Origin of the sequence: Paenibacillus glacialis, from assembly GCF_001637205.1 — a bacterium.
Taxonomy (GTDB): domain Bacteria; phylum Bacillota; class Bacilli; order Paenibacillales; family Paenibacillaceae; genus Paenibacillus_AQ; species Paenibacillus_AQ glacialis.
Genome location: NZ_LVJH01000017.1, coordinates 199,070 through 213,242, shown reverse-complemented (window position 1 = coordinate 213,242; position 14,173 = coordinate 199,070). Strand labels below are relative to the sequence as shown.

Annotated in this window: 16 protein-coding genes; all 16 read right to left on the bottom strand. The window is 42.2% G+C overall.

The genetic code is table 11. From position 1 onward, the window contains the following. Positions 1–13 precede the first annotated feature (13 nt). Positions 14–400 carry a flagellar protein FlaG gene (locus PGLA_RS10810; protein ID WP_084410937.1) on the bottom strand — a complete coding sequence of 129 codons (387 nt, stop codon included), beginning with the start codon at positions 398–400 and terminating at the stop codon, positions 14–16. 146 nt (positions 401–546) lie between these two features. Next, the gene (gene fliB / locus PGLA_RS10805) at positions 547–1,791 is read right to left on the bottom strand and encodes a flagellin lysine-N-methylase (RefSeq protein ID WP_068532413.1); all 1,245 of its coding nucleotides are present in this window, start codon (positions 1,789–1,791) and stop codon (positions 547–549) included. 75 nt (positions 1,792–1,866) lie between these two features. Further along, complete coding sequence (locus PGLA_RS10800) at positions 1,867–2,235, bottom strand: DUF8042 domain-containing protein (RefSeq protein WP_068532411.1); 369 nt, start codon at positions 2,233–2,235, stop codon at positions 1,867–1,869. Between the two features lie 75 nt (positions 2,236–2,310). Beyond that, a complete protein-coding gene (locus tag PGLA_RS10795; RefSeq protein ID WP_068532409.1) occupies positions 2,311–3,585 on the bottom strand; it encodes a flagellin N-terminal helical domain-containing protein in 1,275 nt (424 codons plus the stop codon). A 148-nt stretch (positions 3,586–3,733) separates the two neighbouring features. Beyond that, positions 3,734–3,973: a carbon storage regulator CsrA gene (gene csrA / locus PGLA_RS10790; RefSeq protein WP_068532407.1), complete on the bottom strand. Its 240-nt coding sequence runs from the start codon at positions 3,971–3,973 to the stop codon at positions 3,734–3,736. A 1-nt stretch (position 3,974) separates the two neighbouring features. After that, positions 3,975–4,430, bottom strand: a complete 456-nt coding sequence (locus PGLA_RS10785) for a flagellar assembly protein FliW (RefSeq protein WP_068532405.1) — start codon at positions 4,428–4,430, stop codon at positions 3,975–3,977. Between the two features lie 87 nt (positions 4,431–4,517). Beyond that, positions 4,518–5,087: a DUF6470 family protein gene (locus tag PGLA_RS10780; RefSeq protein ID WP_068532403.1), complete on the bottom strand. Its 570-nt coding sequence runs from the start codon at positions 5,085–5,087 to the stop codon at positions 4,518–4,520. A gap of 18 nt (positions 5,088–5,105) precedes the next feature. Further along, positions 5,106–6,017 (bottom strand): flagellar hook-associated protein FlgL, encoded by a 912-nt coding sequence (gene flgL, locus PGLA_RS10775; RefSeq protein ID WP_084410935.1) that lies wholly within the window; start codon positions 6,015–6,017, stop codon positions 5,106–5,108. A 20-nt stretch (positions 6,018–6,037) separates the two neighbouring features. Continuing rightward, positions 6,038–7,609: a flagellar hook-associated protein FlgK gene (gene flgK / locus PGLA_RS10770; RefSeq protein WP_068532398.1), complete on the bottom strand. Its 1,572-nt coding sequence runs from the start codon at positions 7,607–7,609 to the stop codon at positions 6,038–6,040. 18 nt (positions 7,610–7,627) lie between these two features. After that, the gene (locus tag PGLA_RS10765) at positions 7,628–8,128 is read right to left on the bottom strand and encodes a flagellar protein FlgN (protein ID WP_068532396.1); all 501 of its coding nucleotides are present in this window, start codon (positions 8,126–8,128) and stop codon (positions 7,628–7,630) included. A gap of 9 nt (positions 8,129–8,137) precedes the next feature. Beyond that, entirely contained in the window at positions 8,138–8,422 is a 285-nt protein-coding gene (gene flgM / locus PGLA_RS10760) for a flagellar biosynthesis anti-sigma factor FlgM (protein WP_068532394.1), read from the bottom strand. A gap of 130 nt (positions 8,423–8,552) precedes the next feature. Next, positions 8,553–8,963, bottom strand: a complete 411-nt coding sequence (locus PGLA_RS10755) for a flagellar protein (RefSeq protein ID WP_068532392.1) — start codon at positions 8,961–8,963, stop codon at positions 8,553–8,555. Between the two features lie 224 nt (positions 8,964–9,187). Beyond that, positions 9,188–9,985 (bottom strand): ComFC family protein, encoded by a 798-nt coding sequence (locus PGLA_RS10750; protein WP_084410933.1) that lies wholly within the window; start codon positions 9,983–9,985, stop codon positions 9,188–9,190. Between the two features lie 505 nt (positions 9,986–10,490). Beyond that, entirely contained in the window at positions 10,491–12,584 is a 2,094-nt protein-coding gene (locus PGLA_RS10745; RefSeq protein ID WP_245699801.1) for an ATP-dependent helicase ComFA, read from the bottom strand. 301 nt (positions 12,585–12,885) lie between these two features. Continuing rightward, on the bottom strand, positions 12,886–13,317 hold the full coding sequence (locus tag PGLA_RS10740) for a hypothetical protein (RefSeq protein ID WP_068532386.1): 432 nt from the start codon (positions 13,315–13,317) through the stop codon (positions 12,886–12,888). Positions 13,318–13,446: 129 nt separating this feature from the next. Next, complete coding sequence (locus PGLA_RS10735; RefSeq protein WP_068532384.1) at positions 13,447–14,169, bottom strand: response regulator transcription factor; 723 nt, start codon at positions 14,167–14,169, stop codon at positions 13,447–13,449. Between the last annotated feature and the right edge of the window lie 4 nt (positions 14,170–14,173).

Genomic DNA, 14,173 nt, shown 5'->3' with positions numbered 1-14,173 from the left:
ACTCCTCCTTTAATTATACTCTCTCATCTATCAGAATACCCGCAACTTCCATCATCTTCGCAACAATATCTAATGTTTTCTCAGGCGGGATTTCACGAATCAGTTCACCCGTATCTTTATTTAACACTTTGACCATGATCGTATGAGTTTGTTTATGGATGCTGACCTCGAATGCCCTCTCTGGACCTTCCATTGCTTTTATTGCGTTACCAATTACTTTTACTAATTGTGATTCTCCAATAGAGACGTATTGTCCTTCGCGTTCCATTTGATTCATTTGAGTCACACTAGTGACTTTAGGCAATGCAGAATTGGCTGTGTTGTCTATCTTTATAGGTGTATAACTCGGCACGCCGGTGTTAACTGGGCTTTTCACGGACATATTAATTTCGTTACTCATCGTTTAACCCTCCGACTATTTCATATTCTTTACTATTTATATCGGCTATTAGCAGCTAAGCGTTTACCTCTTTTCAAAAATAATACGACTTCACGCAAAAAAAGCTACCCATTCGGAAGAATGAGTAACTCATAACAAGATAAATTCTAATTATTCTTAATCAAGATTGCCATATAGGCCATTGAGTTATATTCATTTTTACGCAGTAATTCTCTTACCTCTCGCAAATACAATGGGCTATGTTCGATTACTTTACCGAATGATTGGATCAACTTAATGATTTGTTCAACACCGAAGTTCTCTTTATGGTAACCAGCCATCCCAATCAAGTGCATTTTAATCATTGCATAGTGAATTACCATCATAATATATTCTTCAAATATATCACTTCCATTCCCCAGAGGAAAAAGATTAAGATATACATAGTTCACCAAATAGTTCTCTAATATATATTCGTGCTTACTCATGAATGGCAAGTAAAAATCATTGTAGGCAACTTGATAACATGAGGAAATTTCCTCAACTGAAGACTCCTTCGCATATTGGATTCCATGAAGCAGTTCCCCAAAACAATCGATGTAGCGCTGATTCCGTACTCCGTGACTCATCCGTGTATCAATAAGATTCTTTAATAACTCCATCTGAATCGTCGACAATACAGGGATGTCGGTTAACATGTTTGCTAGCCCGTTTCCTTCAACCATCACTGTATAGGAAGCAATGAGCTGTGGAATCTCCTGTATTTGTCCGTCTTGAATATATTGCTCTACCTTCTGATAGAACATTCCTAAAATAATTAATCTATCTGCTAGACTAAAATTTCGATTCTGTAACGTCTGTATGGAGAAAATCCGAAGCTCCCAGAAGTACTGTTGTAGTTGGACTTGGGGCTGCTGCCCTACTTTAGTATCAAGCCTATTCTTAATAGAAAGACGAATATCGGCGGGCTCTTCAGTCTCATCAAATTCAATACCGTTCGGATTGAGTAGAGCCAATCTCGCGACCTCTGGACAAGACATTGTTGCTGATTTCTCTAAGATCCCATTCACCTCATTAGAGACCCTCGGATACGTAGCGCATGTATTAGAAAGATAAGACTCTCCCAGCTTCAATTGAATGCTACATAGTTTCTTATCATTAAGCATGGGGCAAGAAAGTTCAGAATTTAATACAATTTTGGCATAATCTTCACTACTCTTACTAGTACGATTCCGTTTCACATGATTATCAAGTGCTGATTTTAATTCAGAGCGGACCTTATTGTACTTCTTATACGTATTCTTATCTATAGTGACCTGCCAACCCGCACAGCACGTATCTTCACAAGCTGAACCAATACAATTAAATTTCTGCATATAGCTAGGTACCAGCATTGATCTAGGTTTTGCCATCCTGAAATCCCCTCTCTCATAAAGCCTTCACATTAATTTTATCGGCAAATATGTCCACATTATGAAGTCGTATATTCATGACAAAATATGGGGATGGAAGGTGCGCATTATTCCATTGTTCCATGACTGAAATGACGGCAATAATAAACTACTCAGGCTATATGATGCCAAATTAATATCATGATGTTCATAGGCAGAAAGAATATCATGTAATGCCATTTCCACTTTAGTTGTCATATCTAATGGTTCATTATCAAGAAAAAAGAATTCCAAGACTTGAATTGAATCAGTTATTTGACAGAAACCACACACGATATCCTCCAATAGATACAGGGTATCTTCCATCAAACCTTCATTCAAACGAATGTGGATATGATGCAGTCCGTCCATACAGGTCTCTGCTAATTCGACCGTTCTTCTCATGACTTCCAAGTACTCTTCCATCGTTATCACCTGTCACTAAATTGATAGAAAAAAGAGACCTTAGAATTTCTAAGGTCTCCTCCACTTCTGTAAATCTTAACGAAGCAATTGAAGCACGCCTTGCGGTTGTTGATTCGCTTGAGCCAACATTGCTTGAGCCGCTTGAGAAAGAATGTTGTTCTTCGTGAATTCAACCATTTCTTTAGCCATATCTACATCACGGATACGTGATTCAGCAGCGGAAAGGTTCTCAGAAGAAGCTCCCAAGTTGTTAACAGTGTGCTCTAGACGGTTTTGGTAAGCACCTAGTTTAGAGCGTTCTGTTGATACAGTTTCCAATGCAGTGTTGATTGTAGTGATAGCTTTACTTGCAGTCTTAGCTGTAGATATATCAGTACCACCCACGGAAAGCTTAGTATCTGCTGTTATTGCAGTTGCAACAGTCAATACTGCTTCGTTTTTAGCATTTACATACGCCTTACCATCTTTTGAAGTTGCATAAACATTTCCATTAGCGTCTTTAATCTCGGTAGCGGATACTGTATATTCTCCAGCTTGAAGTGTAGTGTTTGCAAGTGAAGCTGTACCGCTCACTGTAGCGCCTTTAACTGTAACTTCTCCTGATTTTACTCCATCTCCAAATGCATATTCTGCACCTGTATCAGTTGCAGGAGTTGTTCCAGCTGGAGCTTTAAAAGTTTTTCCAGCATCAGTTGAAGTTGCTACTACATTTCCGTTTGTATCCTTTAGATCGAAATCGTTCGCTGTGGCACCCGCTACAACAGAGTATGTACCGTCAGCAAGTTTCTTACCATCTCCAGCTGCTGCTTTTACAGTAGCAGTCACATCAACCTTGCTATCACCAACGACACCAAGATTCAAACCACGAAGGTCTCCAACAGTCAATGCAATATTTTGTCCTTCATTAGCACCAATGTGGAATGTTCCGTTGAAAGAACCATCCAACAATTTCTTAGTATTGAACTCAGTATCTTTACCGATACGAGTTAATTCTTGAGAAAGTTGGTCAACTTCTTTTTGAAGGTTAGCACGGTCTTTATCTGTGTTAGTATCTGTAGCAGATTGAACAGACAATTCACGCATACGTTGTAGGATGCTGTGAGTTTCAGTCAATGCGCCTTCAGCTGTTTGAATCAAGGAAATACCATCTTGAGCATTTTTAGAAGCCATATCTAACCCGCGGATTTGACCGCGCATTTTTTCGGAAATTGCTAAGCCTGCAGCGTCATCGCCTGCACGGTTGATACGAAAACCAGAAGATAGTTTCTCCAAGTTCTTAGAAGCAGCACCAGTGTTAGCACCTAATTGACGATGTGTGTTCAAAGCCGCGATATTATGATTAATTCTCATTTGTATTACCTCCATGTAATTTGTTTTATTTCCACATCCATGTGGTTGCGCTGCTTCGGCTAAGGTCGGCCGCCCTACCAAAGTAGCGTCTAAATTATATATCGACCATTGGAGGTCTATACTTTATAGCGATTTCAATTTTTTTATTTTATTTTTGCTGAGAGTCGCGAACAAGCCGCATAAGAGCTTCAATATCAGCCTCAGCCGGACTGACTGAATCTCGATTAGCCTCTTGAATGGAGTCGTAGACTTCCTTACGAAAGATATCGATATGCTTCGGAGCTGATACCCCTATTCTTACTGTATCCCCCTCGACGCCTAGCACTGTGATTTCTATATGGTCATTGATGACGATAGATTCGCCTTTTTTACGTGAAAGTACGAGCATATTACTCAGCCTCCCTCGAAGATTGAACCTCTGATCCGACAAAAAGTTGGTGCCTTGTCTGATAGGTAGTGTGATGTAATACAACTTGCTTTCCCATCCTCTTATCGGGATTGAATACTAGTGGAGCAAGTAGATTTAATGTTGATCGTTCAATATTGGAACTTAGTGTTACCATACAATGAACAATTATCTGAGTCTCCATAGCAACTATATCTAATTCTTCACGTTCAGTATCATTCAGTTCAAATTCATAGTCTGGATAGAATGTGAACGGATCGCTTAGCATGAAGGATAACTTAGGCTCCCTCACGGATTGTAAATAACAAAAGGGTCCTTCTTCAGGTCGAAAGATAACAAACTCCGTCTCTTCTTCAAAACCAGATAAACCTTTAGCGAAAAGATACACCTGTTCTGAATCCACCTCTATTTCTCCCCAGGCTGTCGTTTGAATAAACATAAATGTTATTCCTCCTCATGAATCAAATCGAATGACAACAAAAAGACTATAGACGGCTGAGAAACGACATCTATAGCCTAGACTACATTACATTTTAACATCAAGTTCGGGTGGCGTATATTGTACTGACGGGTGCTGTTGCATATAAATATCAAGTTTACCTCGTGTATACTCTACTTCAGGACGATTGACTTGTACGTTGAGATTTAACTCTGCTGGTTGATATGAAGTATCCATTGCTCTTATTTCAAAATCAACATCTACATTATCTATAGAAGCTGGTCCACGAAATTCAGGAAAGGGAACTGCTGCTATATCTGTACCCACAATATTCGAAATCGTATTACCTGGAATATGAATAGCAGCCAAGTTGTTTCCCTGTTGCACCCGATTGGCCATATTCTGGAGAAAAATTTGCTGAATTCCTGAATAAATTCGCCCGTTCATCTCAGATAAAGACCCACCATTATACGCTGCATTGGCTTTACTCTGGTCAACTTTAAGAACCGGTTGATACTGATGGGTCTCCAATTGTGCTGGTTGAGTACTTATACTCATATCTGCCCTTGGCTGCTGAATAGAATACTGACCACGATCAGCATCAATACCGATGATTCCAGGCGTTTGACGAATTTGAAGGATAGGATTTAGATTCACATGAAGTCCCTCCCTTTATTATCTTAAGAAGTCCATCAAAGATGGTGAAATAATTTTAGAACCCGCCGAAAGGGAGGCGTTATATATATTCTCTTGGATTTTAGACTGTAGTATCGTTCCTGCATAATCTGCATCTTCTGTTTTAGACTGGAGGTCTGTCAGATTCACACCTAGAGAACTTAACCGGTTCTGCATTAATTCAACACGATTTGTTTTAGCGCCTATCTCAGATCTGAATCGAAGCATCGTCTCCATCCGAGTGTCTAAATTCGTCAGTTCTCCTGAAAGGGCACTGAAATTCTCAGTATCCAAAGCATTCGTGATCCTATTAATAACTGAAAATAAATTGTCCGAATCGTCTGGAACTGTCGTTGAAACTTCACCAAATACGCTAGAACCTGTTACACTAATCGGCATAATTACGCTATCACCCATTACAAAATTAACAGTACCCACATCTGTTACAGCCTTTTCTGGTTCACCAAGGGTTGTATCATATGGTTTCTTATCATACGTCTGCCCATTAAATATATATTTACCATTCAACTGACTATTTGCAATATCCACAAGCTGTTCCTTAAGTTGGACAACCTCTGCTTTAATACTATCCAATGCCGACTTCGGATTGGTTCCAGTCGCTGCCTGAACGGTCAATGCTCGCAAACGTTGTACTACATCCCCCGCTTGTCCAAGAACAGTATCATTATGGTCTAACCAAGACATGGCACTATCCACATTTCGTTGGTATTGGTCATTCGAGGACAGTTCAGAACGATAACGTAGTGAATATGTGATACCTACGGGATCATCAGAAGGCTTGTTAAGCTTACGTGCTGTTGATAATTGTTCCTGTGTATGACTCATAGCTTGGGCATTACGATTAAGATTCGTCAAGAGCTGAGAACTTAACATATTATTGGTAATCCTCATAAGCATTTACCTCATTTCTATTATCTTCCGACTACACCCGTGGAATTAATTAATTTATCAAGCAGTTGATCAAAAGTTGTCATAAACCGTGCCGAGGCACCGTAGGCATGCTGGAATTTGATCATGTTGGACATTTCCTCATCCAAGGAAACCCCGCTCACCGATTGACGACGTGTCTCAACCTGTTCTGTTAGGATCGTTGCATTCCCCATTTGTCTTGTTGCTTCCTGTGTTTGTATACCCAATTGACCAACCATTGAACTGAAGAAGGAGTCAACAGTTGCAGTAATACCCGTATCTGGTGATGTGGCTTGAGTACTTTTCAGTTGGGACATCAGTAAAGCAATCGTGTTACTACCTTTCACAGATTGCTCACCCGATGCGGTACTAATTACACGCAAGGAGGATGCTATCGCATTGGGATCATCCACAATTGCTGAATTAACGGTTATATTGCCCGCCGTTATTTTCGTTCCATCGCCTTGTATTGTAAAGAAAGGCTTGCCTGTCATTGGATTCCCGGTTAGAGGATCGTTGCCTTCCATGGTATATCCTAACTGATGAAGCCCATTTAACCCTTTCACGGTAACCTCTTTACTTTCCGTGAGGGTACGATTAGCCCCAGTGTAAGTAACGCCATCCAACACCGTACCTTCAGGAAGAACCGATCCCTTAGGCAATGTTATCTTCATATCTCCTGTCGCAATCGTGTTCGCCAAATTATCTAACTGGCCCTTATAATCTTTGACCAAGTTATCACGGGATACGATCATACCATGTACTTCCCCGCCCTTTAATTCTCCTGAAGCATAAGCTCCTTCGAGAAAGGCTGAATCCACCACAGCAGGGTCAGCAATACCTTGTACCAGTGGCTGAGCTCCCAAGAGAATGTTATACCCTTGATCCGAATCAGTAACGGTTATATTAACAATGGTGGAGAGCTTGTCAGTTAACAGATCACGTTGATCTCTTAAATCATTGGCATTATCCCCTAACCCTTCAATGCGAATAATAGCCTTATTAAGATTCACAATTGAATCCAAATGACTTTGGATCTCTTGTCCCTTCGCTGTCACGTTGCTAGTCAAATCCGTATTGAGTTTCTCCAATTGACCACTCATATGATTCATAGCATCCGTGAGAGCCAATGCTCTTTCTTTGACGATACTCCGTGCTGTTACACTCTCTGGATCTTTGCTTAGATCCGACCATGATTTATAGAAATTATCAAGTACTGTACGTAGTCCCGTATCCGTAGGTTCATTTACAATAGCTTCTAATTTACTGAGCGTATCCGCTTGGATATTCCAGCTACCTAGTTCTGTATTCTCGCCTCTGAATTGGGTATCCAGAAATTTCTCACGCACACGTTCAATAGCATTGAATTCAACACCTGTACCGAGTTGACCCGGTGCTGTAGAACGTAGAAAAGCATATGCCTCTATTGGAGTGGAAGCGGTCATCTTAACAACTTGTCGAGAGTAACCTTCCGTATTCGCATTAGCAATATTATGACCTGTTGTATTCAGCGCCGCTGTTTGTGTAAACAAACTTCGTTTAGCTGTCTCAATAGAATGAAATGTTGATACCACTGATAACCCCTCCTTATGTTAGGCACGTGAATCGAATAGTCCTGACCAGCCTTGACTGCCGTGTTTATCTCCAGGATGTTGGTAAGTTGCTTCTTGCTCAGGTCTAATAGCCAACACATCCAATGAGTAATCAATAAAAGCCAACGATTGTTCAATCAATTTCTGATTCAACTGATTCAATTCCTTTAGTTGCCCTAAGTGATGTGATAATTCGACTTGAACAGCAAGTAACTTACGCTTGTCTTCTGGATCGAACACCAATCGAACTAGCTCCGTTAGAGTCAGGTTCAACATGGATTTAATGCCCTTTGTCTGTAAAAATTCATAAGAGGCACTTACTCGTGCCTCCTCTTGCTGCTCAATCTGTTTCAATAATTTGGATTCTTGATTGAGAATTACGATGAGTTGATCGATTCCATTGTCCATGATGGCGTCTCTCTTAGACTCAGCGACCGTTATCATCTTTATATGAGTAGCATTCAACTGTTCTAATGTATTGATAAGCTGTTCTAATGCCATGTCATTCACCTAGTTCTCAGGATATTGTTTGAAATATGGTAGCAGCTTCTCAGCAAGCTTATTACTATCTACTTGGTACGTCCCCGAGGCCACCCGCTGTTTCAAATCCTGTACTTGTTGCGTACGTTCTGAATTGGTACTACGTTCATTAGCTTGTAGCATTTCCATAGCTTCGGCTGAGATGGATACCTCGTCCTTACGACGACTTTTCTTCTCTTCTGTCTTATGTCCTGAATCTATGTTCCGCTGATACGAATTTATAGCTCCCATTCGTCCGGTCTCGTTAATTTTCATAAGAATCACCTTCCCGTTCATTTCATAAAGGTTCATACTTGTAAGTCAATAAAAAAATAAAAACCGATAACCTTTACTAAGTTTATCGGTCAGAATTGAAACATATTTAATAGCTATTTTAAGTATTCTACTAGTTATTGTATTTATTAACCGCGCTATAAGCACCCTTACCATGCATATCAGCTTCTTTTCTAGCTTGCCCGTCTTTAATAGATTGACTAAATTCTTTAGTCAGCCGCGTTCTACAGGAGATACACATATTACTTTCCGAGATAAAAGTGGTCCCACATACTTCGCATGGATAGTTAAGATTAGGGGCATCAATGACGGAAATACGACCTTCTCGTATGAATTTAATGATCTGCCGAGTCGTTACTTCTGTAGCCTCAGACAAATCTTCCATCGTCGAACCTCTGTTTTCTCTCAGATACTCAGCACATTTCTGATATTCAAGCTCGATTCCCTTCGTACAATCAGGACAAATATCTCTAAAATTCATAGCAAAAAGCTTACCGCACCGTGGACAATTCCCAAGATTCATCGTTTCCCACTCCCTCAATCCATATATTACTTATACGCTTATCATCTAATATATACAGATTAACTTATATGAGCACGCTCCGTCTATCCTTTAGTGGTGTAATTTGTAAAAACATGTATGTTTTTTAGCTAGCTGATTTACGAATCTTGTATATCTTATAGTAGAACCGTTTACCAAACCCTGTCTCAATTAGCTGGGTCTTAACAATCTCTTCTTCCCTCATATTAGGATCGCGCCCAAGTTAGGCTGTAGACCTCTAATGGATATCCGATGACATCACTCATCCCCCACAATACTCTTGCACAAGAATTCACCGTACTTCCGGTTGTATAGATATCATCGATTAGAAGAATTCGCAAAGGGCTATTCACCCGTGATCTAGGTCTAGATTCGAGAATATTTCGGAAGCTACATATGATTTCAGGATCACCTTCAAATGTGTTCATCATATCACGAATACGATCACCTCGATTCTTGAGACTCTGTTTATCGGTATGACGTTCCCGTATCATCAGCCTTTTGAAAGGAATCTTTGAAAGGCTTGCCACCCCAATCGCTAATACCTCTGCTTGATTAAATCCACGCTCCTGAAGTCTGATTGCACTTACAGGTACCCAGGTAATAACATCTATCGTCCATTGTGAATCTATTTGCCTCTGTTCATCCTTCATTCCATCATAAGCTTGTCCCAACATCATTATGAGTAGCTGACTATATCTTTCATTTCCCCGATACTTATATTGTCCGAGCCATTCACGCATTACGGGACTATAAACAACCGCACTCCGATTGCATATGAAGAATCGTTCATGCCCGTCACCACGTGTACAATCGGGACATCCGATGTGCCGTCCACAAGTATTACAACGCGAGTGCCTAATCCATGGTATCTCGTTGTAACATTCTCGACAAATCCCTTGGATTTGGGTAGATCTATTCGTCATTCTTCCGCAGGTGAGACAGATGGCCACTGGGGGTGCAAGTAGTCGATGCAGCGGGTCCAATATATTGTTCCAGAACATAGTTCCCTCCATTAGAAATCCATAGGTTTTCTTTAGCTAAAGAGTATCCGTTCTATACACTTTATTAAATTCTACTAACTGTTACAGAGAGTACAGATCAAATGGCTAAATAGGTAGAGCTACCAACACCAGTTGTACAAGTACAGTACAATTCGTTCAAATTCCCTTTGGAGCTAACCAGTAAATAACAGCCATTAGCAACTACCATCAATCAAGCTAGAACCAAGCTGAAACCAAGTTCACACCAAAGTAGAACCACACCAACGATCAGTGCAGTTGCCAAAGTACAACTAAATTCAACAAAATCGCTCTGGTGCTATCTTTAGTTGTAAGAACTACATCTAATTACTAGAAAACAACCATTTTTCACTGTTCCCCCGATTTTAACTGTACTTTGTGCAACTATTCTCTCTCCATCCACCTTCCCTTCTGATTAGATGTACTTTCTGCAATTATTCAGGAATTCGGATATTTGGATGTTCAGGGTTTCTGGTGATTGGATGTTCTAGTGTTCGGGTGAGGCTTGTTTGTTCATTGGATCGCGAGTTAAATACCCACCCTTTTGTGCAATACGGTTCATTCTCTTAATCTGTGATATCGCTCCCTTCTGTGAACTTGTCCAATGGGAGGAAGTAAGGAACACTCTACCTGCTGGGTCATCCTTGGACCTACCGGCACGCCCAGACATCTGGATTAATGACGCTTCATCAAAGAGACCACTATCCGCATCCAATATGAATACATCACTGCGGGCTACGGTCACTCCTCGTTCCAAGATCGTTGTTGTAATCAATAGTCTAATCTGCGTATCACGAAAGGCTGCCACCTTCTCCGAACGTTGCGGATCCACCGATGAAGTGCCTTCTATACGAATCCTTGGCATATAACGCCGCAATAACATCACGAACGGTTCAATATGACGAATTCGCGAGACGAATACAAACAGTTGTGCTCCCCGCTTAATAGATTGTTCCAAGTTGCGGAGAAGCTTAACGGGAATCCGCCGCTGATGCAGACAATGAGCCACCGATTTCATATCCAGTCGACTAGGCACAGGTAGTGGGTGTCCATGGAACCGAACAGGTACTTTGGCATGAGGTAGTATACCGCGAGATGCTTCCTTCTGTAGTTGACGTGGAGGTGTGGCAGACAGATAGACAAACTTACCATCATATTTGCAAGCATTCTGTGCCGCATAGGCCAACATCGGATCATTATGGAATGGGAAGGCATCAATTTCGTCGATGATGACAAGATCAAATGCCTCATAGAAGCGCATTAATTGGTGAGTTGTCGCGAGGGTCATTGTCCCGGATCTCCAGCGTTCCTCACTCCCCCCGTACAATGTAACTATCCTCTCATCTGGAAAAGCTCTCGCTAACCTTGGTGCAAGTTCCAACACTACATCTCTTCGTGGTGTTGCGACGAGAACACGCCCCCCAGCCTCTAGAATCGAGGCAAGCAACGGAAATATCATTTCTGTTTTGCCTGCTCCAGTGACTGCCCAGAGAAGGAAACGATCTGGTGTCGAAGGAACTGAGACGTTACATTTCAGTTCCTCACGTCCTATGCCAACCCGTGAGGTCGGCTTCGCCAAGAACTGCAGCGCCGCGCCTGCGGCTGCGCTTTGCGCTGCACTAAGTCCCCACCGGCCTACGGCCTCGGTGGGGGAACCCCCGGCCGTGCCACGCACGGCCGGCTGCGCTGCTCCGCGAAGCAGCAGCGTACAAGCGCGGCTGCGCCCCATTGCGAGGCAGGCCTCGCAGTAGGTGCAAGCCGCACTGCCGCACGTGGCGCATGCCGTGCGGCCAAGGGCAACGCTACCGCAGCGGCGGCAGCGGGGGAGCTTGCGGCGGCGCTGCCAAGGCGCGCCGCGACAGGGCGAGGCGGCAGGGGCGACGCCTGCGCCAAGCATGAGCTGGCCCTGAAGATAGGCCAGCTGTGTAGCCGTAAGCCAGTCGCTAGCCATGGATGGCGCGGCCTCCGCTAGCAATCCATCAACCTCTGCCGCTAGCAATGAGCGTCCTTCGAGTACTTTTGCTAGCTCGTTCGCATCAACGAGCACAGCCTGCATCACGCCATGAAGCCGCAAATCACCCGCTTTACGCCCACGTCCTGCATCCTTCATTGAACTATCCCACAACGCCTGAACCCTTTCTTCACTCAACCGCTGCTCATTCTCTTGTATATGCCCCCTTCTCATTATGGAATCACCTTTAAGCTCTCCCGCTCCCATACTATTCCTTAACTCCATTCCCTTTTGTCCCCGCTCCATATTTCTCTGTGAGTGAACAGATAAGTCCCCCGCCGTATTACATCCATCCTGAACTCGCCATATCCACATGGATTTCTCACTCAAAAAGCTTGAATTCGACTGAAACTTCCCTTCTTCCTCAAGCTCTTCTCGAAGGGATTCGATGGCGTATCGTTTCCACTGATCTATATTCCAACTATCTATTCCTCTACCTTGTACCTTCACCTGTCCCATTTTTAACGCCCATCCCAGAGGAAGCTCCCTTGCAATAAATACAATCGTGCATGTCGGATCTCTAGCTACTCCAGCCCACCACATCAGGTCTACTCTCATATCTAACGACATTCTAATCCTCCAACTTCCAGCATTTCGAATAGCATATATCGCAACCCTCATTTCTTCACCCCTTCTCCAAGCTAAATACAACAACCCGTATACACATCGATTATTTAAAATACAGTCAGACATCCTGACATGTGGGTAGTAAATGTTGCACCATTAGATATACACTATCCTGTGGTTTACTTTTCTTATGTATTATCATTGAACGCAAAAAAAGCACATTCTCCCGGATTCCCGATCTGGAGAGTGTGCTTCACACTTTTCTACCTATACAATTGCTACCCGTCATCTAAACCACCATTTATTATTGTTGCACATAAGGAATGCGCCTATCCTCCTGCGGTATTCTTAAATCTATCCATATTGGCCCTTCGGTTCCCGATAGTGGTAAATAGCCGTTCATTCGATCTCTATTTACTACTCCTTCGCAGACCACTACGGATAGATCAAGTCCTGACCACTCTCTCATGGTGTGAATCATTCTAACAGTTTCATCATTTGAGCCATGATCGAGGACAAGAATACGCAATGTCTTACCTTTCTGAAAAGCATATAACCACAACGCACGTACGTACCATTCAATCTTTCGTTCATGATTAAACGTTACAAGTATATATTCGTTATGATATTCCTTTCGCGAGTTCCCCTTTACTTTATAGGTTATGGCGTATATCCCATGAACGGTGGCAATTGCCAACCCATAAATGACAGCAATCCAGATTAATTGGATGACCATGGAGATTCACCTCCCTCTTCACCAACAATATATGCTGATAGAGAAGTCTCGGTGACAAGATGTGAGCGTAGCGCCCACACCTGCGCGATAAGGAACGGCTATATTCATATGTAATGTACAGTATCCTTGTTACAGGGTTACCCAACCATATTTAATAGCATTAATAACAGCTTGCGTACGATCATCAACTTCCATCTTTTGAAGGATGCTACTAACATGATTCTTAACTGTCTTTTCACTAATAAATAGAAATTCACCAATCATCTTATTACTTTTTCCTTCAGCCATAAGACGCAACACTTCGGCTTCACGGCGAGTCAGTGGATTATTCTCTCCACCTACAAATTTCACGCCTGCTTCCTTGTCAGATCTTTCACTCATAGCCCCAGTCTCATTCACATACGTCATACGACGCAACTGATGAATCAGCTTACCTGTCACTTTAGGATGAATAAAAGCATAACCTTGGTGCACTGAGCGAATTGCATTAATTAGTGACTCCGCTTCCATGTCTTTCAGCAAATATCCATTAGCACCTTTACGCAGTGTCTCAAACACATAACTCTCATCATCATGAATAGACAAAATGATGACTTTAATGTCAGGGAATAGTTCTCGAAGTTTCTCTGTCGCTTCCACACCATTCTCTAAAGGCATATTAATGTCCATCAGTACAATGTCAGGTTTATCCACATTACAGAACTCAAGCACTTGGATACCATCACCACATTCTCCGATGACCTCCATATCCTCCTCCATATTCAGGATACGCTTCAGACCTTCGCGAAACAATTGATGATCATCGGCTAAGAGTACTTTTATGGTTGTATTACCAGAATCTCGATTGTCCATTACG

Coding starts and splice junctions, on each gene's coding strand:
- PGLA_RS10810 (WP_084410937.1), bottom strand. CDS start 400: ATGAGTAACGAAATTAATATGTCCGTGAAAAGCCCAGTTAACACCGGC.
- fliB (WP_068532413.1), bottom strand. CDS start 1,791: ATGGCAAAACCTAGATCAATGCTGGTACCTAGCTATATGCAGAAATTT.
- PGLA_RS10800 (WP_068532411.1), bottom strand. CDS start 2,235: ATGGAAGAGTACTTGGAAGTCATGAGAAGAACGGTCGAATTAGCAGAG.
- PGLA_RS10795 (WP_068532409.1), bottom strand. CDS start 3,585: ATGAGAATTAATCATAATATCGCGGCTTTGAACACACATCGTCAATTA.
- csrA (WP_068532407.1), bottom strand. CDS start 3,973: ATGCTCGTACTTTCACGTAAAAAAGGCGAATCTATCGTCATCAATGAC.
- PGLA_RS10785 (WP_068532405.1), bottom strand. CDS start 4,430: ATGTTTATTCAAACGACAGCCTGGGGAGAAATAGAGGTGGATTCAGAA.
- flgL (WP_084410935.1), bottom strand. CDS start 6,017: ATGAGGATTACCAATAATATGTTAAGTTCTCAGCTCTTGACGAATCTT.
- PGLA_RS10765 (WP_068532396.1), bottom strand. CDS start 8,128: ATGGCATTAGAACAGCTTATCAATACATTAGAACAGTTGAATGCTACT.
- flgM (WP_068532394.1), bottom strand. CDS start 8,422: ATGAAAATTAACGAGACCGGACGAATGGGAGCTATAAATTCGTATCAG.
- PGLA_RS10755 (WP_068532392.1), bottom strand. CDS start 8,963: ATGAATCTTGGGAATTGTCCACGGTGCGGTAAGCTTTTTGCTATGAAT.
- PGLA_RS10750 (WP_084410933.1), bottom strand. CDS start 9,985: ATGTTCTGGAACAATATATTGGACCCGCTGCATCGACTACTTGCACCC.
- PGLA_RS10745 (WP_245699801.1), bottom strand. CDS start 12,584: ATGTCGTTAGATATGAGAGTAGACCTGATGTGGTGGGCTGGAGTAGCT.
- PGLA_RS10740 (WP_068532386.1), bottom strand. CDS start 13,317: ATGGTCATCCAATTAATCTGGATTGCTGTCATTTATGGGTTGGCAATT.
- PGLA_RS10735 (WP_068532384.1), bottom strand. CDS start 14,169: ATGGACAATCGAGATTCTGGTAATACAACCATAAAAGTACTCTTAGCC.